The organism is Bacillus sp. FSL W8-0770, from assembly GCF_038008705.1.
GTDB lineage: Bacteria > Bacillota > Bacilli > Bacillales > Bacillaceae_G > Bacillus_A > Bacillus_A cereus.
Genome location: NZ_JBBOZR010000001.1, coordinates 3,135,632 through 3,160,017, shown reverse-complemented (window position 1 = coordinate 3,160,017; position 24,386 = coordinate 3,135,632). Strand labels below are relative to the sequence as shown.

Below are 24,386 nucleotides of genomic sequence, written 5' to 3'. Positions count from 1 at the left end.
AAAGGATGTTAACGTTTTTATTTGAGTTAGACAAAAATCTCCCGCAGAAGGATGAGCCACGGTATGATGCTTATTCAAAGGGCTTTATCGAAGGAGATGTAACGATTTGCGCGAGTGACAGCGTATTTTTTCAAAAATCATGTATGAAGGTTGCAGAGCTGGGGATTTATTTAGGTCAGTGGATGGAACAAGTTCAACATGGGCAGAACGTGCCTATGAAATATGAAACGGCTGACCGTGAAGAGGTAATTCTTGGTTTCTTCTATGAAGAGGATCATAATCAATGGACTGTTTTTTCCAGCTGGCAAGAATTTGAACTTCAAGAGCGTATAGCTACTGCAACATTAATAGAGAGTGTTCAACGCTATTTGTATGAGCTAAATAAAGAACTGCGCATGATAGAATATCCTGTGACGTTTGATCAGTACTTAAGAGGAGAGCGAATGATGCAGCTCTCTTACAAACGACCGTGTGATAGCAAAGCAGATACGACACCGATAGAGGTTTATAATGGAAGTGAGCAAGTAGGTGTAGTAAGGGGCTATTATAAAAATACGCTGATGAGAGTGCTGGATTTTATTCCGAAAATTGGTAGTAATATTATTTATGAAATAAAGGATAGTAAGGACAATATTCGCGTCATTGCAAAGGATGTAAGTAGGCAGCGCCAAAGAAGGATTTTAGTAATGTACAAAGATAATCATGATGCAGAGCATGAAATACTTGTATGTGACGGAAAGTTATTGGATGCAAATTTCTTATTTACCTTTACATATAAGGCAGAAGAATATGTTGTTCATAAAACTTTATTTGGAATGGGAAAGTTATTACGAAAGGGCTATGTAATTGCAGATTGGAATATTCGTCTTGAGGAAGATATGTATTACATTGAGATGAATGTATATGATGAAGATTACATGCAGGATCAATACTTGCTATTAGGCGTATTTCATGCGGTTTTATATGGATAATCAATGAGAAATACCGTCATTCTTCTTGGAAAGAATGACGGTATTTTTTTTGTGATTCTTGTGACTGGACGTCTTTAATCAATCCTCAAAAATAAAAATCTCATCAATCGTACTATGTAATGCCTTCGCTATATCGTGAGCAAGTTGTAAGGAAGGATTGTATTTACCTTTTTCGAGATGACTAATTGTTTCACGTCGCACACCAACGCTCTTCGCTAAATCTTCTTGTGTCATGTTCAATTTGGCACGGTATTCTTTTATTCTCGTTACGAATGCCATGGTGCATCTTCCATTTCATCAATTGGTTTATCGAAAAAGAACATAGAAAAGCCGAATGTAAGAATGAGTGTGCCGAAAATAAGAGCGATATCAATCTCTTGTAGCGTAGGGTTTGGAAATAACATTTCAATAAACATAATGATTGTGGTAGTTAGTAACGTAACGATAAATGCATTGCGACACGATTTATTGACAATTTGTTCAAACAGTTCATCGTGTTGAACTGTTCTATACGATGTGAAAAAGGAGAAGAAACAGAACATAGTAAACAATCCTTTTTCATAAAAAAATCCGAGGAAACCGAAGAAACCGAGAAATCCTAAATATTTTATCCAAGTTGTTTTCATGATAGTTCCTCCTTATAGTGTTAGAAATAAATCACGTTATGTTATAAATATATCACATATGGATAGGAATGGTAATAATAGTTTTCCAGTTTGGTTCATAATAATAGTAAAAAGAGGAAATATGCTGCGAAATAAAGAGGATAATATTGTAAAATGGTTGTAAGGAGGGGGAGGAAGAAATGCTAACTTGGATCATGATCGTTGTATTACTTGTAGTGATTACTGTCATTGCGACGGTGTTAATTGGGCGGAATGGTGATGCAAATTATAGCAAAGCGACAAAGGGGAATATTAAACGCTTAACAATGATTTATATTATACTAGCTGTCGTTTTAGTTGTTGGATTAGGGGTGTATATTTATTTTAAAGGTTAAATATACTGAAAAATGTAAAAATCTTAAAATAGAACTATGCTATAATATCAATATAGTTATTTGGTAATTAAGGAAAGGATTGGATGAAATGATTGAAATTACGAATGTGTCAAAAAGTTATAATGGGTCTACCTATGCAGTAAAAGACTTAAGTTTATCTGTACCTAGCGGCGAAATCTTTGGATTTTTAGGACCGAATGGTGCGGGTAAATCAACGACAATTAAGATGATTACTGGTATTCACGGGGTGGACAAAGGGACTATTACGATTAACGGAAAAAATATTATGGAAGAGCCGATGGAAGCGAAGAAGACGTTTGGTTATGTACCAGATAGTCCAGATATGTTTTTACGATTAAAAGGAATTGAATATTTAAACTTTATGGCCGATATGTATGAAGTGCCGAAAGAAGTACGACAAGAACGAATAGAGTCTTTAGCGAAGAAGTTTGATCTTTATAATGCTTTATCTGATCAAATTCAAAGTTATTCGCACGGTATGAGACAAAAAATCGTTATTATTGGTGTGCTCGTACATGAGCCAGATGTATGGATTTTAGATGAACCATTAACTGGGCTTGATCCGAAATCTGCATATATTTTAAAAGAAATGATGAGAGAGCATGCGGATAAAGGAAAGATTGTATTTTTCTCTACACACGTATTAGAAGTGGCAGAAAAATTATGTGACCGCGTCGCGATTATTAATAAGGGAAACCTTCAGTTTAAAGGGAATTTAGATGAAATGAGAGATCATTTTAAATCCAATGAATCACTTGAAAAAATGTTCTTGGAGATGACGGGCAATGAGTAAAATTTGGACGTTAACGAAAGTATTATTGAAATTAAATTATGCAGATTTTATAACAGATAAGAAGAAGCGATGGGCGTATGTATTTTCATTTGCAGCTATTTTATTTGTCGGCTTTTTACTGTTTGGTTCTATCACGCATGCAATGTATGAGGGAATGATACATTTAGGGCAAGATCCAGGAATGATTATCGCAATGGGACTTGCGATTGCGAGTATATGGGTATTTTTAATGAGTATTACGAACATTTTAACTGTATTTTACTACAGCAATGACATTGAAATGTTATTACCATTACCATTAAAACCAGCGCAAATTATTTCAGCCAAATTTTTAACAGTATTAATTACACAATACGTAATGAGTTCATTTATTTTATTACCGATCTTTATTACGTACGGTTTAAAAAGTGGCGCATTTATTACATATTACATATATATGATTTTCATTTACTTACTCTTCCCAATTGTGCCGTTAGTACTAGCTTCGTTACTGATGACAGTTATTATGAGGTATACAAATATAGCGAAAAATAAAGACCGAGGAAATATATTTATTGGAATCGTAAGTATACTATTTATTGTAGGAATTAACGTATTTTTGCAGTGGAAAAATAAAAGTTCGTTTTCTGAAGATGCAATTGCGGATTACCTTGCAAACAACCAGTCTTCTCTTTTAGTACAAATGACAAACTATTTTCCAACTACATATTTTGGAGCAGTAGCATTAGTAGAAAATGCAAATTGGAAGGGACCTTTATATGTAATAATCTTTGCAGTTATTTCATTTGTCTTCTTTGTGTTGTTTTATTACATAGCAGAGCGTACATATTTAAAAGGGGTTATTGGACTTTCAACGAGTACAGCAAAGAAACAAGTTATTTCGGCGGAAGGTTTACAGAAATCAACAGTACAAAGTTCGCATTTAAAAGCGTATGTGAAAAAAGAATTTAAAACGTTATTCCGTACACCACAATTTTTCTTAAATTGCATTGTACAAACTTTCGTTATGCCAATTATGTTGTTCTTTATTTTATTTGTGCAAGATGGAAATTTAAAGTTTATTACAGAGTATATTAACAATTCAGAGACAACGGGATTTGCAATTGGTGTTGGCCTTTGTGCATCGTTATTTTTAATGGGTAGTAACGTCATTGCAACAACGTCATTTTCGCGAGATGGAAGCTCTTGGTTTGTGAATCGTTATTTACCAGTAAAGGCTTCGGATATCTTTTTTGCGAAAGCAATCACTGCTTGGTTAATTAATGTGATCATTTTAGCAGTATTCGGTATTACGATGGCAGTTGTAGCTGGGATTTCTCCAGTCTTTATGATACTGTGGTTTTTACTAAGTGCGAACGGGTTGTTATTAATTAATTTAATCGGAACACGCTGGGACGCGCAAACTGCAGATATTCATTGGGATACAGAGCAGAAATTATTTAAAAGTCGATATACAACTTTGTGGAATTTTTTAGCTAATATTTTAATAGCTTTAATTATTGTGGGGGGAGTAAGTGTATTATACTTCTTCCTTCATGTCGGACTGTGGGTTATGTTTATCGTTTTATTTGTAATGTTTACGATTGTAAATTATATCTTTATTAAAATGTTAAAATTAGGTGCTGAACGTATACTGTCAAATATTCAATAAGAAGATAGATCCTCTGTATTCATGCAGGGGATCTGTGTATAGATGGAGGAGAAAAAGGTGAAGAAAATAGCAATTGTAACAGGGGCAACTCGTCTGAATGGAATTGGTGCAGCTGTATGCAAGGTGCTTGCTCAAAAAGGGATAGACATTTTTTTCACGTACTGGCCAAAGTATGATAAAGCGATGCCATGGGGAATGAGTGATCAAGAACCCTTTTTGCTGAAAAAGGAAATTGAAAGTTACGATGTTCGATGTGAAATGGCAGAAATCAATTTATCGCAGTCTTATTCGCCAAATCGTTTGTTTTATATGGTATCAGAACGGTTAGGTGATCCATCTATTCTAGTTAATAATGCAGTATATTCTACTCATACGAGAATTGAGGAATTAGATGTAGAGCAGTTGGATAAACATTATACAGTTAATGTTCGGGCTACTATGCTATTAAGTTCATTGTTTATAAAACATTATTCACTTAAAACGGGCGGGAGTATTATTAATCTTACTTCAGGACAGTCAGTAGGTCCAATGCCAGATGAACTAGCATATGCAGCAACGAAAGGGGCAATTGAAGCATTTACAAAGTCAGTAGCACCAGTTGCGATGGAGAAGGGGATTACAGTGAATGCTGTAGATCCAGGACCGACGAATACAGGATGGATTACAGAGGAGCTGAAGCATCATTTAGTATGGAAGTTCCCGCAAGGTAAAGTAGGAGAACCGGTGGATGCTGCGCGCTTAATTTCTTTTTTAGTAAGTGAAGAAGCGAAATGGGTTACTGGGCAAGTCATTCACTCGAATGGTGGTTATTCATAAAAATATTATGTTAACAAATGTTGAGAAACAAAAAACGAAAGAAAATTTTATTTTTTTTGTATAAATAAAATGTCAAGAAAGATAAAAATTTGATAGAAGAGTATATCGTCATATGAAGATAGTAATTCTTAATGTGACAATATACTCTTTTTCTTTTACTTGCGAGTAGAAAAATGAAGTAGAAGAAACTCGAATATTAAAATGAGTTTATCAGTTTTTGTACGTATTATTATGAAGATTACTGTCGGAAAGATGATAATTCGTATGAAAAGGGATTTTTTAAGGGGGAATCGAATCGTAAAGGGGAGGATAAATTATGTAAAACATAGGGGGATTTATATGAAAATGAAAAAGGTCGCTATCGCATCGATAACAATTGGTACAATGCTTACTATGGCAGCTTGTAGTCCTTCAGCAGATAAAGAAACGGAAAAGAAAGAGCAAGTAACTGCGCAAAATGATGGAGAAGCAAAAACGACAAGTGCAGATGAAGCGTCAAAAACAACGAAAGATACTGAAAAAGAAACAAATACTTCTTCAAATGAAAAAACAGATAAGGATGCAAAAAATACGAAAGAATCATCAGGGACAGAAAGTAACGGCAAAACGTCAACTCAAAACGAAAATGTAAAAACAAAAGAAAAAGAGACGACAGGAAAAACGAATGATCAAACGACTAGCGGGAAAACAACAGATCAAAGCACAAGTACAAGCACAAACAATAATGGAAAGACAACGAAAGATCCGAAGAAAAGTGTTGCTGTGAAAACGAATGTTAAAGAAGTTGTAGCATTAATTGATAGCTTGGACAAGCAGTTAGCTGCTAATCCAAAATTGGAAACAGTGAATAAGCTTGGCAAACAAATTAATGAAAAGTGGGATGTGATTGAAAAAGAGCTAGAAGCATCACATCCGACGGATTCTAAAACAATCGGTCAAAGTATGTATCCGTTAATTGTAGGAGCGGAGAAAGAAAAAATCGATATTAATAAAATGAAATCATTAACGACGAAAACGAAAAAAGATTTAAATCAGTTATTGACGAAACTTTCATAGTTTCAAAAGCCTACTCGTGTGAGTAGGCCTTTTTTAGTTTGTTGTAATGTGCACAGTATAACTTATTTATTTTCATTTTCAATTACGATGCGAAAGGAACTGAATGCTTGTTGACTGATATAATCTTCTTCGCTAACTTTATAAGGAAATGGAAAAGCGACGAGTTGCAAATTACTTTCCTGATCCACTGAAGGCAATGTGAAATTAAAGATTTGTCTTGTTTCAGGTGCAACCTTAGTATAAACGACTTTTCTATTGTTAAATATTTCAACTTGTTTCCAATCTTTAAAAGCCACGATTGCGTAAGTCATTTCATCATTTGTTTCATTACCGTTTGATAAAATTAATTGCTTGCCTTCCTTTTCAAAGAAGACAGTTTGTAAGTTCTCTTCACGGTTCGTAACAAATACTGGTTCGTAAAGACCATCTTTTAAAATAGCATCTGGATTTATAAGGGAGAGTTTTATTTTTTCGTTTTCTTTCTGAAGAGGATGCATTGAATATCGCATACTTAGAATATCTTCTAAAATAGCTGCTTTATTTAAGTTATTATCTTTTAATTTGTATTCAGGTTTTTTAATTATTAAAAAGGTTAATTCACTTGCATTAGGAGAAGTGCGTAAAGAGATTTTCGTAGTAATTGAACTGTTTGGTTTCATATCAAAAAAATAGTGTGATATTTCATTAGTAGTATCTTCTATTTTAAAAGGTTTTTGTTCGTAATCTTCTAGAACAATTAATCCATATTTTCGGTTTTCATTAATAGTATGTACGAATGATAATGTTACATTAATTTTATTATCCTCACTAGTAATTGTACTACCATTGTTAATATGTTGGCCTTGATTATCCTTCAATCCGTAAGAAATAGTATTGGTTTGTTGCTCTCGTTTATTTTCTATGGAAGGTGGATGAGGTTGTATGAATGAAGTATTGAACAAAATATAAATTGTAAGTAATGAAATAAGTAAAACACCGCTAATAATATATATTTGTTTCATAAATAGCACCTCAATATATGTAAAATATTAGAGAAAAAAGATATGCAAGATGCATATCTTTTTTCTCTTTCTTACCAGAAAGCTTTTGTTTCGTGATTCACATCATTATAACCACTTAATTTATAGGTATGATTACCGATAGCGTAATCATCTCCATAATAAATGCTTGTGTTGGTCGCTGTAGCACTTACAAAGGATGATTTTTTTGCACTATTACTTTTCGTATTCACTAATGAGCCATCGCCATTGAAAGTTCTTGCTTTTGCATAAACATAGTCTTCGGTCGTAGTTGATTTCGATTTAGCAACTGCATAGGGGTTACCAAAAAAGGGAGTATATACGCTAATGTTAGAGTCATTCTTAGGTGCAGCTGCAATAGTCAAACTAGGAACACTAGATGTTTTTGTTGATTGAATTGTATCAAAGTCAACTAAAACGGGCTGCTTGTCTACAGTATCGACCTCTGAAGCACTTGCGTTATTAGTAAAACCAAAACCTAAAACCGCTAACCCTAAAGTTGTCACCGATAAAGATTTTTTCATATTCACTAATTTTCCCACCTTTTTAAATTTTTGAGTTCGAACTCAATTCATACAATATATGAAAATTTCGAAACTCTCAATGGTTTATTCCATACTTAACTTTTCTTTTACTTTCGATTCAACATGTCTTCATTTGCAAAAAAGCGAATATATCTTCTAATGCTTAGCCAGCAAGGGATACAGGTTTAACTTTATGAAATTCGTGTAAATTTAAATCTATTCATGTCAGAATCTCTGTTATTTTTAAGTTCATATGGGAAACTTATTAAAAAAAGGATGGTGACAAAAATGACAATCGATCGAATTTGTACAATTGGACCCGCAAGTAATAATAAAGAAACGTTAGCACAGTTAATAAAGAATGGTATGAAAATTGTTCGACTGAATTTATCGCATGGCACGCATGAAAGTCATAAAGACATCATTCGTTTAGTGAAATCATTAGATGACTCTATTAAATTTTTGGGTGATGTACAAGGACCTAAAATAAGATTAGGTGAAGTGAAGGGAGAGCAAATTACACTTCAGGCAGGAGATTCTTTTATTTTACATACACAATCAGTTACAGGGAGTAATACAGAAGCGAGTGTTGATTATGAAGGAATTGCGAATGATGTAAAAGTAGGCAGTAGAATTTTAATTAATGATGGAGAAGTTGAATTAATTGTTGAAAAGATAAGTACGGACAAAATAGAAACGAAGGTAAAAACAGGTGGCAATATCTCATCTCATAAAGGAGTTAATTTACCAGATGCGGCTGTTCGTTTACCAGCTATTACAGAGAAAGATAAAAAAGATATTCAGTTTCTTTTAGAGGAGAATGTTGATTTTATCGCGTGTTCTTTCGTAAGAAAACCTAGTCATATAAAAGAAATACGAGATTTTATACAACAGTATAAAGAAACGTCACCTAATATAATTGCAAAAATAGAAACGATGGAAGCAATCGAGAATTTTCAAGATATATGTAAAGAAGCAGATGGAATTATGATTGCAAGGGGCGATTTAGGAGTAGAGTTACCGTATCAATGCATTCCGCTTTTACAGAAAATAATGATTCAGGAATGTAATCGAACGAATACATATGTCATTACAGCAACACAAATGCTTCAATCTATGGTAGATCATTCTATTCCAACAAGGGCAGAGGTGACTGATGTGTTTCAAGCTGTACTGGACGGAACGAATGCAGTTATGCTTTCAGCTGAAAGTGCATCAGGAGAGCATCCAATCGAAAGTGTAAGAACATTACGTCTCGTTTCAGAATTTGCGGAACATGTTAAAAAAGATGGACCTTTTGCGATGAAAGATGTACTGCAATTACTGCGTGAGTCTCTGGATGAGTAATAAATAAAAAGAGGGCGGATATACATCCGCCCGCGTGTTTTTCATTCATACTATTCTTGCTCTTGCTCATCCAAAATCTTTTCAAACGCAGCAGATACTTTATCAAACTCTTCATCATTTTCAATGTATGAAAACTCATTATCTTCTTCTACTTTCAAAAAGAAAATATCAATGTCTTCCTCAGTTTCTGTTTGGATATCTTCAACAAAGGCAACTGCAATATATTCTGCACCTTCGACATCCATCGCTCCAAGTACTTCTACTTCTTGCTCTTCGTTATTCTCATCACTAAGAGTAAACACTTCGCCAACTTCAATATCAGACATATTCATTCTCCTCCTGTTCGACTCTAAAAATAGAGCACTCAAACTGTATACATACTAACATATCTTTCCATGAAAAACCAAATTCATACGTAAGAAAACAATTCATTCTTCTTTAGTATGAGTATACAGCTATTAGGAGCATTATTTGTCTGTGCTATATTACTTAATCCATTCAACAATTGTATCCATAGTCTGTCTTGTTTTATCACGCTTTGGCTCTTCTTTACGGTAACCAAAGGCAACCATAACTGATACTTCAAGATTATCGCCTTGTATAATGCCTTCTTGACGAAGTAAAGAATCTACTTCCTCTTTATCAAATCCTTCTATTGGACAAGAATCAATACCGATTTGAGCTGCGCTCGTCATCATATTACCTAAAGCAATATAAGTTTGTTTAGATGCCCAATCAAATACAGCACGATCGGATTGTAATAAGTTAAAATCTGATTCCTGGAACTTTTTGAAGAATTCATATCTAATTTTTTGAGTGTCTTCAGGCAATCCAATAATATCGTTCATCATATATTTAATATACTCTGCATCATAATGCATATCTTTAATGTTTCTTGAAAGAACAATAACAAAATGACTAGCTGTTGCAAGTTGCCCACCAGCGCCCCATGAATACGGTTGTAGTTTTTCTCTTAATTCTTTATTTTGTACGACAATAAATTTCCAAGGCTCATATCCAAAAGAAGAAGGAGATAATCTGCCTGTTTCTAAAATGAATTTGAAATCCTCTTCTGAAATTTTGTGCATAGGATCGAATTCTTTACATGCATGTCTGAAATGAAAAGCCTCCATAATCTTTTCTTTTGTAATTTCATTTGTATTTGTCATAAAAGTTCCTCTTTTCATGAATTTATTTTTGTAAGTAAATTATATTTTTAAAGTAACACAGATACAAGTACGCACATTTATGTGGTATAGTATCAAAAAAGATACTATTGATAAGGGAAGGGATTTATTATGGATTGTTCAAATGAAAATAATATAAATTACCCATTTTTAAATAAATATTCTTGTCCAGTTGAAGCTATGGTTGAGGTGATTGGAGGGAAATGGAAAGGGGTAATTTTGTATCATTTATTAGATGGTACAAAGCGGTTTAATGAATTAAAAAGATTAAAACCAAATATCACACAAAGGATGTTAACACTGCAGCTGAGAGAACTTGAAGCTGATGGGATTATACATCGTGAAGTATACCGTGAAGTACCACCTAAAGTTGAATATTCGTTAACTGAGCTTGGTGAATCACTACGTCCAGTGATTCTATTAATGATGGAATGGGCAACTCATAATATGGAGAAGGTTTTGGAGAATAGGAATACGAAAAATAATAGTTAAGAGTTGAAATTGATATAGACGAGTTATGTGAAATAGTTGTAGAAATAAAAGGTGTTTCCATACGTGAAAACACCTTTTATTTCTATATTTTTTACTTTTTAACTTCAACTGCTGAAGTTGGAAAGTTATTTAAGTTTGCAGTTTGACCATACCAATCAGCATGTTTAAAAACAACACCTTTTCCATATCCGTCAGTTGAAGTACGTTCCCATAGTGTTGTTGAGTAGCTAGCAGTAGGAGCTGCTGTACGTACAGAAACAATTTGATTTTGCCAACTAGCAGACAAGTTTTTATAACCGCTACTTAGAGAAAAATACTCGCTACCTTGATTTGTAAGTTTATAGAAGTCTGTACTACCAGGTCCGCTTCCTCCAACACCAAGGGGAGTGATTGAATGATTCAACCTTTGTTTATCTTTTTCAATAAAAGACTCTAAACTTTCTTTGCTCGAAAATCCATAAGATAACCAGTCTCCATTTTGATTTTGTTTCGGTAGAACTAACGTTATTTTTACGTCTTCCTTTGATGGAGCACTCAATTTGTTAAACGAATCAACAGTCTTTTCATCTACAGTTACATATTCGAAAGAGGAAATCGTATAATCTTTTTCGGTACTAGCTGATACTGATCCCAGTCCTCCAGTTAACGACGAGACAGTTAATAATGCACCTGCTACCAACTTTTTCAGCATGGATTCATCTCCTTAAAACTTAGATTTTTTACATAACTAAAATGTATGTTAATTTGAATGTTTTATAAATATTTAGAAATTTATAAAAATTAAACAGAATATTCTTTTATTATTCTGAAGTAAGGAAAGTAATTAAAAATGAAAAAAGGTTTACTTAAAAAGTAAACCCTTTTTGCTGACCTATTTCAAAACTCAATGGATGAAAGTTTCATTTTATCCATCTATGAATCATACACTTCTTTTGCATTCGTAGAAGCAGCATCTAATAAAAGGAAAATGGCTGCTATCATATGTAGAAAGATGTCTATATAAGGAAAGAAGGCAACTAGAGTAACGATAATACCGATATACTGAGGGTACGTATTCATGCCTTCTTTTTTAGCTAATAAAATAGTAGTGATATGAAAAACAATCAATAGTAGTAAAGGTAACCCATATAGGTTAACAAGACTTGGAAATACATAATAACAAGGAAGTAATAAAAGATGATAGATCCCTGTAGTCCACTTTAGTGCTTGAATGTAGGTTTTCAAAGTTAATCCTCCTAAAACAATTCATATCTATATATTACCAAAAATAATAGGTAATTGGATATTGTTTATTTGTATTTTTAATAGATTATAATAATTTTATGTAAACTAATTGTTAGGTATCTATAAAATAGAAAAACCACCCAAACGAGGGTGGTTCGTATTATAAATAACTACTTAAAGAAGAAATCGGAACCTTCACTTCACTACCTTCCTTCATATTCCGCAGCATAACGGTTTCTGTACTAAGTTCGTCTTCCCCAATAATAAGCACATAAGGTATATTCTCTTTATTGGCATAATTAAGGGCGCGTTTTAATTTGCGTCCTGCTAGTTCAAGTTCGACTTTTAAGGAAGTGGTGGAACGTAATTGCTGGGCAATTTGTAAGCATTGTAACTCTGTCCCAAGCGGGATGATAAATAGATCCGCTGTAGATGAGATTGTTTCTTTCTGCGATAGTGCTGTATAAATAACGTCTAAACCGAATGAAATACCGACTGTTGGATAGTTTATATTATCACCACGGAAAGCTCCGATAATGTTATCGTATCGACCACCGCTACCGATGCTAGATGTAATCGATCCATCTTTTAAAAAGATTTCATATACAGTACCTGTATACATTGTGAGTCCTCGCGCTAAAAACGGGTTGAATATCGTATTTTCATTTATTCCAAGGGCGATTAAATATTGCTGTAATTGTTGTAGTTCGTTTACTCCATCGGCAACGAGTGGATTATTGAAAGTTTCTTTAAAGTCAGCGATAGTAAGCTTTAGACAAGATAATACGGTATTACATATCGTATCAGCCATTTCTTCAGAAATTCCGCGCTCTAATACATCTTTTCGTACACCATCAATCCCAATCTTTTCGATTTTATCTAATGATAAAATGACGTCACTTGTTAACTCAGTAGGGATGTTAATGGCCTGAAGAATACCATTTAACAATTTTCGGTTATTATATTGGATCGTTATCTCTAAGTTTAACGTTCGGAACAGTTCAAACGCCATACCCATAAGTTCAGCTTCTGCCATGACAGACTCAACACCGACGATATCAACGTCGCATTGTATAAATTCACGAAATCTTCCTTGTTTAATTGGCCCATCTCGAAATACTTTCCCAATCTCATAACGTTTAAAAGGGAGGCGGAGGTTCGGATTCATTGCCACAACTTTTGCGAATGGAATAGTTAAATCGTATCGTAAGGCGAGCTCACGTTTCCCTTGATCCTGAAGTGTATATATTTCTTTTAATATTTCATCGCCACCGCCGTACTTGTAAGACATAAGCTCATACATATTTAACGTCGGCGTTTCTAAAGGTTTGCATCCGTATCGTTCAAACGTATCTTCACAAGCTCTTTTAATTTTATTTCGCAGCACTTGTTCTTCTGGTAAATAGTCTTTCGTTCCTTTTACATTTCTCATTTCCATCATAATCACTCCTTTTTTAAATTAAAAAAAGCTATGCAGGTATAAAAATACCCACATAGCTTTATGAACGCTTCGTGGGTCAACAGGAAAAGCCCTGTACCCACGAAGAAAAACTTTTCTTCGGATACACGGCGTTACGTATGATGATGAAGTTGGAAAGAAGTATTAAAATTTCGCATGACAAATCTCTCCTTAACGTAAGTTTTTCCAAATTATATCAGATGATTTTTGAATTATCAATATTTTTAGTTTTGAAAAATACGTGAAGTTATGTAGGAGAAATGGAAAAGGGTATATAATAAAGGAAAACTTAATGATATGAAATAAAGTTTTAAGGAGAACGTTATGAAAAAAGATAAAACAAATGCGATGCGAATATTAGATAAAGAAAAAATTGAATATTCGATGATGTCATATGATCCAGACGATGGGAAAATTGATGGCGTATCAGTAGCCGAGAAAATTGGACGAGAAGTGAGAGAAGTATATAAAACGTTAATCGCTCAAGGGAATAGTAAAAATTATCATGTGTTTATTATTCCGGTAGATGAGGAACTAAATTTAAAAGCTGCCGCAAAAGCAGTAAGTGAAAAGAAAATTGAAATGATTCCTGTTAAAGATATTACGAAAGTGTCAGGATACATTCGCGGCGGTTGTTCACCAGTTGGAATGAAAAAGTTATTTTCTACATGTATCGATGAAAGCGCCCAATTACTTGATAAGATGATAGTGAGCGGCGGGAAAATTGGTATACAAATTGAGCTGAAAGTTGATGACTTGGCGAAAGTGACGAGAGCGCAGTTTGGAGAGGTAACGAAGTAAATATACATAGGAAAAGAAGTTCTGGTTTTATCCCGCTATTCGCCGGGCAGTAAGTAAGACCCTCACCTCAAAATTCAGCGGAAGCAAAGAAATTAGGTGGGGATTAATTGCCCGTAAAAGCACGATTGGTGAGGGCTGATAATCAGTGGGGATGAACAAAACCCCCACTGATTAAAGTTTCACTTTATTGAATTTAGATAATAATTTATAGGATAGTTAGTCCATTATGGGGCTGATTGTCCTTTTTTATTTACAAACTGGATAAAGATTGAATGTTTAGTTTGATATAGGCATGTAATCTGAATTGTTTGTTTGGCTTTGGGAGGAGGACAAAGGCTCGGTGCGAGGACTTTAAATAAGTTACTCTTAAAGATAGACAAGTGACGGGAGAGTGTTTAATGGAGGTTCAAGAAATACCCTAAGAAAGCACGTATTGGGGGGCAGTGTTTTGGCCCCCATCGGCTAAAAGTATGAAAGATTTTATACAGTTTTTTTGCTAATCCAGTAACAAACAAGAACACTAAAACCGCGTTAGGATAGGAATGTACAAAAAATGTATAGATTCATAGAACTAAAAAAGAAGTGTCACTTGTGAGAGCAGGGTTGTCCTTTTTCATTGCTACTGATAATGAGACGTTATGTTAACTAATTTTGAATATCGTATACAGACTAAAAACAGAGAAAACTTCCTGTTGTGTAGGGTATTTTTTCTGTTTTTTTGATGATAGTTGTTAACTAATGTCTCACATTTCAAAAAAACAACTTTTTTGTTTGCTTGTCCACACCATTTCACCTCTTTGTGAATTTTATAGTATTAAAGGAGGTGAAAAGAATGAATGAAGATATTATTTCAATTGGAGCAAATTGTATAGTGAGAATTAGAAACAGATTCTTTCTTTTAGTAGAAATTGAAGTGGAAGTTGGAAATGTAGCCATAGAGGAATTTGTTTTTATTCGAATATCTGAGCAAGAAGCTAGAACATTGTTAGCAGGGGGTATTCAACGTTGTACTATTTCCAATTGTATTCCTAGGTCTCATGATGATTTAGAAGTAGAATTCATTTGTGTTTTAATCGTAGGTGGGGAAGCATTTGCGGTTTTTGATGTAGAAGACGATGTTGATGAAGCTGTACTTGTTCCAATTTCATTAAGAGAAGCCGAGCGTTTAATCTGTAGAGGAGCAAGACGATGTACAGTTATTAATAGATAAGAGTAAGCCTTTTGGGTACTAAAGAGGTTTCATTTTGTGTGGCTTCTTGTAAGAATGATTATGGAAATATGTATATCCTCCAGAGTACTTAACTGGAGGATGTTTTTTAGACTTCTAGATGTATTAACTACTGATAATGAGACGTTATATTAATTAGGTTTGGATATTGTATACATCGTCTTTTCTTCAACTAAGAGTGCAGATTCATACAGTAAAAATTACTTTTTTAACTATAAAATAAGAAGAAATGAACCTATATTACTACTGATAGAGCTATGTTATAATGAAAATAAGGGTTTTATCCTTATTTTCATTATATAGGAGAGTGTTTAACATGATTATCAAGTTCATTCGTTTACGTTAATTTTAAACACAATTCGTTATGCCCGACTATTTTTTTTCAAAATGTGTGGGTTTATTTGGTTGTGTCTTTTTTTATTAACTAAATACGAATGAAATGAGGAGTTAATCATGACTGAACAGATTATTAAAATTAATAAAATTGATATATGTACAGAGAGCTTTGGCAATTCAGCAGATCCAGCAGTCTTACTAATTATGGGAGCCATGTGTTCAATGGTTTATTGGGATGAAGAATTTTGTCAACAATTAGCTGATACGGGCCGATATGTTATTCGTTATGATAATAGAGATGTCGGACGGTCAACTACTTATGAACCGGGGAGTTCCCACTATACTGTGGTAGATATGGCTGATGATGCGATTGGGGTACTCGATGCATATCATATTGACGAAGCACATATTGTTGGAATGTCATTGGGTGGAATGATTGCTCAAATTGTAGCCTTAAGGAACCGTGAGAGAGTTATAAGTATAACTTTGATTGCATCAGGTATTTTTGGTTCTGAAGATAACGACCGAAATTTGCCTCCGATCGATGAAAAGATACTCGCTTACCATACTAATGCGGCCAAACTAAATTGGTCGGATGAAGAATCTGTTGCAAATTACTTGGTTGCAGGATCAGCATTACTTTGTGGTTCAAAGCATAAATTCGATAAGAAGAGGGCTTATAAGCAGGTAGAAAACGAAATAAAACGGGCAAATAATCTACTCAGTATGTTTAATCATTCCCTTCTTAAAGGTGAGGATTCTTATGAGGGGAGATTAAAAGAAATCAATATACCTACTTTGGTTATCCATGGTACAGAAGATACAGTGCTTTCATACGAGCATGGTCTTGCTCTTGTTAATGAAATACCGCATGCTGTGTTACTACCCTTAGAAGGATCGGGTCACGAGATTCACTGTGACGATTGGAATCATATAATCAACGCTATTTTGAATCATACTTCAGTCCTGTAATCATTATAGAAATCGTATAAAACAAAAAATATTTGGAAAAAGGGTTACAATCGAATCTGTAACCCTTTTTTTCTATTAAAAATCAATTTTAGAACTGTTACTCATTTAAAGAATAGTAATACGCTTAGTTATTGGTATTTACTTCCAATGATGAAAGTTATGTAAATAAGCTGTTCACTGGATTCCCATAGAAAACTGTGGTGAGATGAGATTTTTGATTTTGAAGTACTTCAAAATCTTAGCTAGATGGCTATGTAGCGGTACCCAAATTAAAAATGCAGGAACATATCAAATATGTTCCTGCATTTAATTTTATTAAGTTTAATATCTATGACCTAAATATAATAGAATTTGGAGCTTCTTTTTATTTTAAATAAATTGGGTAATTAGATTATAACTTTAATATTTGTGATTGAATATAATAATAATATAATGGAGGTGATGTTATATGGCTCTTACTACAGGACCAATTGAAAACGTAGGAAATCAACCTGCTAATGCAAATAAAGTTAGGGTGAAGATCCTTAACCGTACTGCGGGCCCACTTACTGGAGTAGCTAGAGTTTTTAGACTTGACGGTTCATTAGTATTAATTGAACAGGTAAACTTCAATGTGAATTCTAATGCTTCTACTTTTGCAACTCTAAGCTTAGTTCATCCTGCTCTTGGACAAGCATTTGAATATGAAGTTCAAATTGTTCCTAATCAACCTGGTGGACTATATAGTGTTTATGGACTAACAGCTGAAAATGTTATTATTACTGCACAACGTGTTGTGAACTCAGAATTGACACAGTTTCTTTAATTAAAATAGATTGGTGCCTACATGGTATCCAATCTATTTTTGTACGTATTATTCAGAGAAAGAATGGTTTTACACAAAAATAAAGATAGTTATGGAAAAGGGAAAAGTCGAGCTATCATCTTAATTTTTATTATTTCTGTCTTAGACCGTATCTGTTTTGTGGCACGGTTTTCTTTGAATGCATTTTATTCAAACTGTTTTTTAAAGTATTTATCAAATATGCATTATTGCATAAATAAATTTAAATTTATAAGTTAATATTAAACTACTTTTTAGTTGTAAAGAATATGTTAATAATCTTTATAAGAAAAGGATATTCCTTGTAAAAAGTGAAATTGTTTGGAATGTGAATAAACAAAAAGTTTAGAAGTGATACAGACTGGATAGAGTCTTGTATTAAATAAACAGAAAAGGGGTATGGGTTTCTAAAAGGTTTCGGGGGTTAGAAAGCACTTTTTAGTTAATAGCTTTAAATTATATTTTAAAGGGGAATGGGTATATGAAGTTTCGAAATACAAAGATTGCTATGGTTACACTGTCTTCATTTTTTATTTTAGGTTCTGCATCTCTATCATTCACAGATACTATACACGGTGAAGTAGCTTCTGCATCAGCACAAGAGATTATTGTGAAAAATTATGATGATACATATTATAATAACGCAATAGGAAAAACGGGGTTAGAATTAAAGAAGGAACTGCATAATATTATTGATAATCATACAAAGCTATCATACAGTGCGGTTTGGGAAGCGCTAAGAGATACTGATGAGGACCCAAATAATAAAAATAATGTGATACTCTTATATACTGGTCGTTCGCAAGGGAAACTTACGAATGGATCAGGAGTAAATAACTGGAACCGAGAGCATGTTTGGGCAAAATCTCACGGTGACTTTGGAACGACTGCAGGACCTGGAACAGATCTACATCATTTAAGAGCGACGGATGTATCTGTAAATAGTTCACGAGGGAATTTAGATTTTGATAATGGTGGTGTGAATCATTCTGAAGCGACAGAATGTAAATATGATAGTGATTCTTGGGAACCTCGTGATAGTGTAAAAGGAGATATTGCTAGAATGCTGTTTTATATGGCTGTTCGTTACGAGGGGGACAACGGCGAAATAGATTTAGAACTAAATGAAAAAGTGAATAACAATAAAGATCCATACATGGGGAAACTATCTGTCTTATTAAAATGGAATGAACAAGACCCGGTCGATGATTTAGAGCGAAAGCGTAATGAAGTGATTTTTACAAAATATCAACATAACCGCAATCCTTTTATTGATCATCCAGAATGGGTAAATAAAATCTGGAACTAAGATTTTTAAAGGTATTATATTTTGATAAAAGGGATTGATCATTATGATCAATCCCTTCTTATATTTTTACTAGAATAAATGATTTTTATAGGACTAGTGAGGGAAATAGAATAGATATTTATATGGAACGATAGTACTTATTTATCTAGTTAAGTATTTAGTAAGGTCCCCACTCAATATTCACCCCAACAATAAGAAAAACAAGTCCAATGATAAACCAAATGAGTGCAAGTGGAGCCATGAAACGAATCCATTTTCCATAAGAAATCCCGCTTGCTGCGAGAACGCCCATTAAAACACCGGAAGTTGGATTTAAGCAGTTTACTACACCTTCTCCGAGCATAACAGCTTGTACTGTAACTTGGCGTGTAATGTGCATAAAATCAGCTAATGGAGCTAATATCGGAATAAAAATAACCGATTCTCCTGTCCCGGATGAAATGAGGAAATGTAATGCGGCACTACTCACATACATGCCGATAACACCAAATACAGGGTTTTGTCCTTCGAGAGCTTGTGCGAGTTGGTTAACAATTGTATCAAGCAATTTTCCTTGTTCTAAAATGACTGAAATACAGCGAGCCATTCCGACAATTAAAGCACCGTAGATAAGGTTTTGGCAGCCAGTTAGAAAAGTAGAAGCGATATCGTTTGCTTTCATGCCACCTATTATTCCGGCTGTAATTGCTATGAAAATAAAAGTAGCGGTCATTTCTGCGTCCGTCCAATGTAGACGAAAAGCGCCTATTAAAAATGCAATTAATGATAAAGCTGAAACGAGTAAAATTAATTTATGACGTATCGTCCAAGGAACTTCCTTTTTCTCTGCTTCTTTTTCGCTTGAAAGAGCGTTACTTGGAAACCAGTTGTCGCCAAGGATGCTTCCTTTATTCGATTTTTTCAAGCGCTTTACATACCAATTTATATATAGAATGGTAGCAAGTAAAAAAGATATATAAATTGCTGTGCGTAAACCAATTCCCGAAAACATCGGAAGTTCTGCGATCTTTTGTGAAATGCCTAAAGGTGAGGGAGATAAAATAGTAGCATTAAAACCAGCATAAGTACCTAAATAAATAATTGCTACACCGACGATAGCGTCCCATTTTAACGTGCGTGCAACGATGATGCCGATGGGGATAAAACCGATAACTGAGTTAACGATAATACCAGTCGTTCCAAGAATAGAAAAAAGCGCAGCAACTATACAAATGAAAAGTAATTGCTGATTACGAAATTTGTTAATAACATGATAGATTAAACCGTCAAGAGCACCTGTTTTTTCAAGAATTGCAATGGCTCCACCTGTAAATAAAATTAGAAAGATAATAGGAGCAGCAAGTGTCATTCCTTTTTCAATAGCGGTAAAAAAAGAAACAAATCCTACGGGTGATTGCGGAACAGAATGGTAGCTACCTGGTATTGTCGTTGTAACGGTCCCGTTTGTAACCCTTTTAAATTCTCCAGCAGGAACGAAGTACGTAGCAATGGCGCAAAGTAAGGCAATAAAAAATAGTAGTACGTACGCATCAGGCATTTTAAACTTTGGTTTACTAGGTTGTTTTTTTGCCTCAGTTTGTATTTGCATAAAATCCCTCCTTCTTTACTTGGTTAATTTTTAATATTCTGAATTTAATCTGTGAAATAGATTATAATAAAGGTAGCTTCTTAAGGCAATAGTTTTTGTATCCTTTCCCGTACATACAAATTATTGCAATATTAGACAGGGAAACGATAATAAGCCAAGAATATGTTATGTAGAAAGAAAAAGGAAAAGAGGGAACAAGATGTGGAAAACTACTGATCTATGTGATGAATTTGAAAAGGAATTACAAATATGTCGCCAGTCTTTTCGGTCTTTTGGGAAGAAAGAACAATTCCACGGGAAAATTGCAACTGTAAAAGTGAAAGATGATAATGTACTAGTGAAGGAAGGATTGCAAACATTACCAGAAGGAACAGTATTAGTTGTTGAGGGCGGAGCGTCTACTAATTGTGCGTTACTTGGTGATAATTTGGCAGCTATTGCGGAAGAAAGAAAGCTAGCAGGAATTATTGTGAATGGGTATGTTCGTGATTCTAGTGAACTAAAGAATATTAATATTGGTATTTTAGCGTTAGGAACGATGCCAAATAGAAGTGTGAAAGAAGGAAAAGGAGAACGAAATATTTCATTGCACTTTGGACAAGTGGATTGGAATCCAAATGAATATGTTTATGCGGATGAAGATGGCGTCATTATTAGTGAAAAGAGTTTACATCGTTAAGAGTTAATAAGTTATTATTCTTAGAAAATAAATCCGATAAAGCATGGACAAAATTCTTTGTCAATAGTAAAATAATACAGAAATTTAAAATTTACAGAATGTATAGGTTTATCGTTTTACGATAACTTAAATGGAAGTAAGTTGTGCCAAGAAAAGTGAATGTTATCACAATGATACGTTCATAAACAAAATTATTTTTCCTATACAAATATAGCCGCGAATAATGCGGGTAGGAGGTGTTGTACATTTTTGTTCGACACTTACAAAAAGAGAGTGTCAATCGCACGCCCTTGAAGGGCCTTTTTTTGTGTAAATGGTAGTAAGGGAGGAAATTTTGGGATGGCAATGTTGAAAAAGTGGCTGCTTACGTCGTTAATGGCAGTGACACTTGTATTTGTTTCTTTTGCGAATACAGTACATATTACGTTTGCTGAAGGAAATACAGCAAAACTTGCAATTATTGGGGAATCACAAAAGGGCATTATGTTATGTCCGAAAGAAGAGCAAATTAAAGATGGGGAAACAGCTTTAAGTTTGCTGCAAAAGGTCATGGGGGACAAAGTAGAATCTGAAACAATGTCGTTTGGAACATATGTAAAAGAAATCGATGGTTTAATGGCCGGGGCTACAAGTGCTTGGCTATATGATGTAAATGATAAGTCTGCAGAAGTCGGAGCAGATAGTTATAAATTAAAATCTGGAGATGTTGTTGTCTTTCGCTTTGTTTCAGACTGGAGCAATATAAGCCAGGAAACATTGAAAGAAACGTTAGATAAGTTCGGGACGTGTAAAACAGAAGAACCTAACGGTGGCAAACCAGAAGAACCAAAGACGGATGATCCAAAACAAGAAAAACCAGAAGAACCGAAGACGGATGATCCAAAACAAGAAAAACCAGAAGAACCAAAGACGAATGATCCAAAACAAGAAAAACCAGAAGAACCAAAGACGGATGGTTCAAAACAAGAAAAACCAGATGGTACAAAAACAAATGATGAAAAACCAGAACAACCAAAGCAAGAGAACATTCAAAATCCAAGTGCACAATTAAACGAAGCCATTTCTAAAACATCAGATAAGATGTTACAAGATGGAATTGAAAGTGACTGGGTAGCTGTAGCGCTTTCTCGTTCTGGAAAGAATGTGCCAATTGAGGCAAAATTAAATTATGTTAAGTCAGTAACTGAAAAAGTAGAAAAGCGCATTAATCGTTTTTCAGCGACAGATTTAGCTAGAACAATTATTATGATGAATGCAATGAGTGCAGACCCTAAAAATGTAGGTGGACATAATTTAGTTCAAAAATTGTATGAGTCAGATAAAGTGAATTCTGTTACAGGTTATGCATTTGCTTTACTTGCATTTGATACGAAAAAGTATGAGATTCCAGTTGAATCAAAATGGAACAGAGTTGCTCTAGTGGAAGCACTGTTAAATAATCAGCATACAGACGGTGGATGGACTTATAATAGTTCAGGTAGTAAAGATAGTGCTAGTAGCGTTGATGTAACAGGTATGGTTTTATCAGCATTAGCTCCTTATCAAGAGCGATCAGATGTGAAACCAGCTATACAAAAAGCTGTTGCGTATTTATATAACGAACAGCTGCAAAATGGCGGTTTTTCAGCTGATGGACAAGAAAATTCAAATAGTACTGCGCAAGCAATTATTGGATTATCGCTTGTTAAAGATGTAGATCAAAATCGTCTTCATAAGGCAATGCAAAACCTATTATCATATCAACTTTCAAATGGTGAATTTAAATGGTTACCAAGTGATCAAAATGGTAACGGAATGGCTACAGAACAGGCTCTTTTAGCATTACTTCAATTTAAGGAAATGGGAAAATCTATTTATGATTGGTCTAATGTAGACGCTGGTAATGTAATTAAGCCAAAACCGATTGAAGAGCCAGAAAAGGTCGTTGAACCAGAAAATAATGTAGTAGAAAAAGAAGTTATTGAAGAACCGAAAGAACAAAAACAAGTACAACAAGAAACAAAAGATGAAAATCTAAAAGTAGTTGTAGATAACGAACCGGTTAAGAATAAAAAAATCGGAAACGGTAACAGTCTACCAAAAACAGGAGCATCTTCTCATGGTGCAGCAACAGAAGTAGGTATGGGTGTATTATGTATTGCTTCTGCATATGTATTATGGAGACGTAAAGCAGCTTAACAAAAAATTAGGAGCAATTATTTGCTCCTAATTTTCGTATGAAAGGTGAGAGATAGGATGAGTAAGGTGAAATGGTTCATTTCTTTACTGCTTTCGCTCGGGCTACTTGCCGGATGTGAAGAGGCAGCTGTAAAGCCTGAGAAGAAGGTAGAACCGAAGCAAGAAGAGGTAGCGAAACAAGAAGAACAAAAAGATGAAGTGAAGCCGGAAGAAAAAACAGAAGAAAAGCAAGCTGAATCAGAGCAAAAGCAGCAAGAAGAACAGAAAGAGAAACAAGAACAAAAAGTAGAAGAGAAGCCGAAAGAGGAAAAGCCGCAGGCACAACCAGAGGTAAAGAAAGAAGAGAAACAACAGGAACAACCGAAAGAACAGCCGGCTGTAAATAAGCAACCAGAGCAGCAACAAGCACAAGAAGAGAAACAACAACCGAAAGCACCAGAAGTAAAAGAAGAAGCAAAGGTTGTGAATCAGCCGAAAGAAACACCGAAGCAGGAGCAAAAAGAAGATCCGAATAAAGCGGAGAAAACGATACCGACTCCGACCGTTCCAAATTCTGAACAACGAAAACCAGATCCGGTTCCACCGCCTAAACCACAAGCAAAACAAGTAACAATCTCGGTAAAAGGAAATAACGGATATATAATGGGTGCGAAAAAGATGGATGTACAAGAAGGCGATACAGTGTATAAAGTATTGCAACGTACAGGATTAGATGTTGATGCAAGCGGATCTAGAGATAGTATTTATGTAAAAGGTATTAATGATTTATATGAAAAAGATATTTCGGATACTAGTGGTTGGAAATATCGTGTGAACGGTGCTTTTCCAAACCATAGTGCTGGTGTAGTTACGGTAAAACCAGGAGATACAATTGAGTGGGTATACGTATTACAATAAGAAAGGCATTCGGTA

Annotated in this window: 26 protein-coding genes; 16 read left to right on the top strand and 10 right to left on the bottom strand. The window is 34.4% G+C overall.

The features are described 5' to 3' along the window. Positions 1-5: 5 nt before the first annotated feature. The gene (locus NST27_RS16265) at positions 6-971 is read left to right on the top strand and encodes a tubby C-terminal domain-like protein (protein ID WP_000955103.1); all 966 of its coding nucleotides are present in this window, start codon (positions 6-8) and stop codon (positions 969-971) included. A gap of 78 nt (positions 972-1,049) precedes the next feature. Here the strand turns inward: NST27_RS16265 and NST27_RS16260 are convergent, their stop codons facing one another. Then, complete coding sequence (locus tag NST27_RS16260) at positions 1,050-1,250, bottom strand: helix-turn-helix transcriptional regulator (protein WP_000896323.1); 201 nt, start codon at positions 1,248-1,250, stop codon at positions 1,050-1,052. After that, on the bottom strand, positions 1,238-1,597 hold the full coding sequence (locus tag NST27_RS16255) for a DUF3796 domain-containing protein (RefSeq protein WP_000859224.1): 360 nt from the start codon (positions 1,595-1,597) through the stop codon (positions 1,238-1,240). The genes NST27_RS16260 and NST27_RS16255 overlap by 13 nt, the downstream gene beginning before the upstream one ends. Before the next feature lie 179 nt (positions 1,598-1,776). Between NST27_RS16255 and NST27_RS16250 the strand changes: the two genes are divergently transcribed. The 5 genes from NST27_RS16250 to NST27_RS16230 all read left to right on the top strand — a co-directional run bounded on the left by NST27_RS16250 (position 1,777) and on the right by NST27_RS16230 (position 6,308). Beyond that, complete coding sequence (locus NST27_RS16250; RefSeq protein ID WP_000958863.1) at positions 1,777-1,971, top strand: hypothetical protein; 195 nt, start codon at positions 1,777-1,779, stop codon at positions 1,969-1,971. An 88-nt stretch (positions 1,972-2,059) separates the two neighbouring features. Beyond that, complete coding sequence (locus NST27_RS16245) at positions 2,060-2,785, top strand: ABC transporter ATP-binding protein (RefSeq protein ID WP_000570206.1); 726 nt, start codon at positions 2,060-2,062, stop codon at positions 2,783-2,785. Then, complete coding sequence (locus tag NST27_RS16240) at positions 2,778-4,436, top strand: putative ABC transporter permease subunit (protein WP_000036886.1); 1,659 nt, start codon at positions 2,778-2,780, stop codon at positions 4,434-4,436. Before NST27_RS16245 ends, NST27_RS16240 begins: the two co-directional genes overlap by 8 nt. Before the next feature lie 57 nt (positions 4,437-4,493). After that, the gene (locus NST27_RS16235) at positions 4,494-5,252 is read left to right on the top strand and encodes an SDR family oxidoreductase (RefSeq protein ID WP_000716965.1); all 759 of its coding nucleotides are present in this window, start codon (positions 4,494-4,496) and stop codon (positions 5,250-5,252) included. A gap of 339 nt (positions 5,253-5,591) precedes the next feature. Further along, positions 5,592-6,308, top strand: coding sequence for a hypothetical protein (locus NST27_RS16230; RefSeq protein ID WP_000782545.1), 717 nt, complete (start codon positions 5,592-5,594; stop codon positions 6,306-6,308). Positions 6,309-6,370: 62 nt separating this feature from the next. Here NST27_RS16230 and NST27_RS16225 read toward each other — a convergent pair whose 3' ends face one another. Both NST27_RS16225 and NST27_RS16220 read right to left on the bottom strand, forming a co-directional pair. Further along, positions 6,371-7,309: a hypothetical protein gene (locus tag NST27_RS16225; RefSeq protein WP_000810153.1), complete on the bottom strand. Its 939-nt coding sequence runs from the start codon at positions 7,307-7,309 to the stop codon at positions 6,371-6,373. Between the two features lie 71 nt (positions 7,310-7,380). Beyond that, a complete protein-coding gene (locus tag NST27_RS16220; protein WP_001056353.1) occupies positions 7,381-7,857 on the bottom strand; it encodes a hypothetical protein in 477 nt (158 codons plus the stop codon). Between the two features lie 282 nt (positions 7,858-8,139). Between NST27_RS16220 and NST27_RS16215 the strand changes: the two genes are divergently transcribed. Next, positions 8,140-9,198, top strand: coding sequence for a pyruvate kinase (locus tag NST27_RS16215; protein ID WP_000151083.1), 1,059 nt, complete (start codon positions 8,140-8,142; stop codon positions 9,196-9,198). Positions 9,199-9,248: 50 nt separating this feature from the next. On the opposite strand, the gene NST27_RS16210 is transcribed toward NST27_RS16215, so the two are convergent. Both NST27_RS16210 and NST27_RS16205 read right to left on the bottom strand, forming a co-directional pair. Next, a complete protein-coding gene (locus NST27_RS16210; protein WP_002005464.1) occupies positions 9,249-9,530 on the bottom strand; it encodes a DUF1292 domain-containing protein in 282 nt (93 codons plus the stop codon). A 153-nt stretch (positions 9,531-9,683) separates the two neighbouring features. Then, positions 9,684-10,367, bottom strand: coding sequence for an NAD(P)H-dependent oxidoreductase (locus tag NST27_RS16205; RefSeq protein ID WP_000185709.1), 684 nt, complete (start codon positions 10,365-10,367; stop codon positions 9,684-9,686). Between the two features lie 129 nt (positions 10,368-10,496). Here NST27_RS16205 and NST27_RS16200 point away from each other — a divergent pair, with 129 nt between their 5' ends. Next, positions 10,497-10,877: a winged helix-turn-helix transcriptional regulator gene (locus NST27_RS16200; RefSeq protein WP_000340659.1), complete on the top strand. Its 381-nt coding sequence runs from the start codon at positions 10,497-10,499 to the stop codon at positions 10,875-10,877. A gap of 91 nt (positions 10,878-10,968) precedes the next feature. Here the strand turns inward: NST27_RS16200 and NST27_RS16195 are convergent, their stop codons facing one another. The 3 genes from NST27_RS16195 to NST27_RS16185 form a co-directional block, all read right to left on the bottom strand. Beyond that, entirely contained in the window at positions 10,969-11,568 is a 600-nt protein-coding gene (locus tag NST27_RS16195; RefSeq protein ID WP_000914421.1) for a hypothetical protein, read from the bottom strand. A 221-nt stretch (positions 11,569-11,789) separates the two neighbouring features. Continuing rightward, positions 11,790-12,101 carry a hypothetical protein gene (locus tag NST27_RS16190; RefSeq protein WP_000860724.1) on the bottom strand — a complete coding sequence of 104 codons (312 nt, stop codon included), beginning with the start codon at positions 12,099-12,101 and terminating at the stop codon, positions 11,790-11,792. Positions 12,102-12,261: 160 nt separating this feature from the next. Beyond that, entirely contained in the window at positions 12,262-13,539 is a 1,278-nt protein-coding gene (locus NST27_RS16185) for a histidine--tRNA ligase (protein WP_000425991.1), read from the bottom strand. A 345-nt stretch (positions 13,540-13,884) separates the two neighbouring features. On the opposite strand from NST27_RS16185, the gene ybaK reads away from it, so the two are divergent. The 5 genes from ybaK (at position 13,885) to NST27_RS16160 (ending at position 19,029) form a co-directional block, all read left to right on the top strand. Beyond that, on the top strand, positions 13,885-14,361 hold the full coding sequence (ybaK, locus tag NST27_RS16180) for a Cys-tRNA(Pro) deacylase (RefSeq protein WP_000710857.1): 477 nt from the start codon (positions 13,885-13,887) through the stop codon (positions 14,359-14,361). Between the two features lie 832 nt (positions 14,362-15,193). Next, positions 15,194-15,571 carry a hypothetical protein gene (locus NST27_RS16175; protein WP_001001284.1) on the top strand — a complete coding sequence of 126 codons (378 nt, stop codon included), beginning with the start codon at positions 15,194-15,196 and terminating at the stop codon, positions 15,569-15,571. A gap of 471 nt (positions 15,572-16,042) precedes the next feature. Then, positions 16,043-16,897, top strand: coding sequence for an alpha/beta fold hydrolase (locus NST27_RS16170; protein WP_000139225.1), 855 nt, complete (start codon positions 16,043-16,045; stop codon positions 16,895-16,897). A gap of 448 nt (positions 16,898-17,345) precedes the next feature. Further along, positions 17,346-17,702: a hypothetical protein gene (locus NST27_RS16165; RefSeq protein WP_001229415.1), complete on the top strand. Its 357-nt coding sequence runs from the start codon at positions 17,346-17,348 to the stop codon at positions 17,700-17,702. A gap of 499 nt (positions 17,703-18,201) precedes the next feature. Next, positions 18,202-19,029: an endonuclease I family protein gene (locus NST27_RS16160; protein WP_000672189.1), complete on the top strand. Its 828-nt coding sequence runs from the start codon at positions 18,202-18,204 to the stop codon at positions 19,027-19,029. Between the two features lie 157 nt (positions 19,030-19,186). Here NST27_RS16160 and NST27_RS16155 read toward each other — a convergent pair whose 3' ends face one another. After that, complete coding sequence (locus tag NST27_RS16155; RefSeq protein WP_001166965.1) at positions 19,187-20,617, bottom strand: YfcC family protein; 1,431 nt, start codon at positions 20,615-20,617, stop codon at positions 19,187-19,189. A gap of 199 nt (positions 20,618-20,816) precedes the next feature. Between NST27_RS16155 and rraA the strand changes: the two genes are divergently transcribed. From rraA to NST27_RS16140, 3 genes are all read left to right on the top strand, one after another. After that, positions 20,817-21,296, top strand: a complete 480-nt coding sequence (gene rraA, locus NST27_RS16150) for a ribonuclease E activity regulator RraA (protein WP_000266044.1) — start codon at positions 20,817-20,819, stop codon at positions 21,294-21,296. 339 nt (positions 21,297-21,635) lie between these two features. Continuing rightward, entirely contained in the window at positions 21,636-23,474 is a 1,839-nt protein-coding gene (locus tag NST27_RS16145) for a DUF4430 domain-containing protein (RefSeq protein ID WP_001241088.1), read from the top strand. Positions 23,475-23,531: 57 nt separating this feature from the next. Next, a complete protein-coding gene (locus NST27_RS16140) occupies positions 23,532-24,371 on the top strand; it encodes a DUF4430 domain-containing protein (protein ID WP_000048898.1) in 840 nt (279 codons plus the stop codon). Positions 24,372-24,386: the final 15 nt, after the last annotated feature.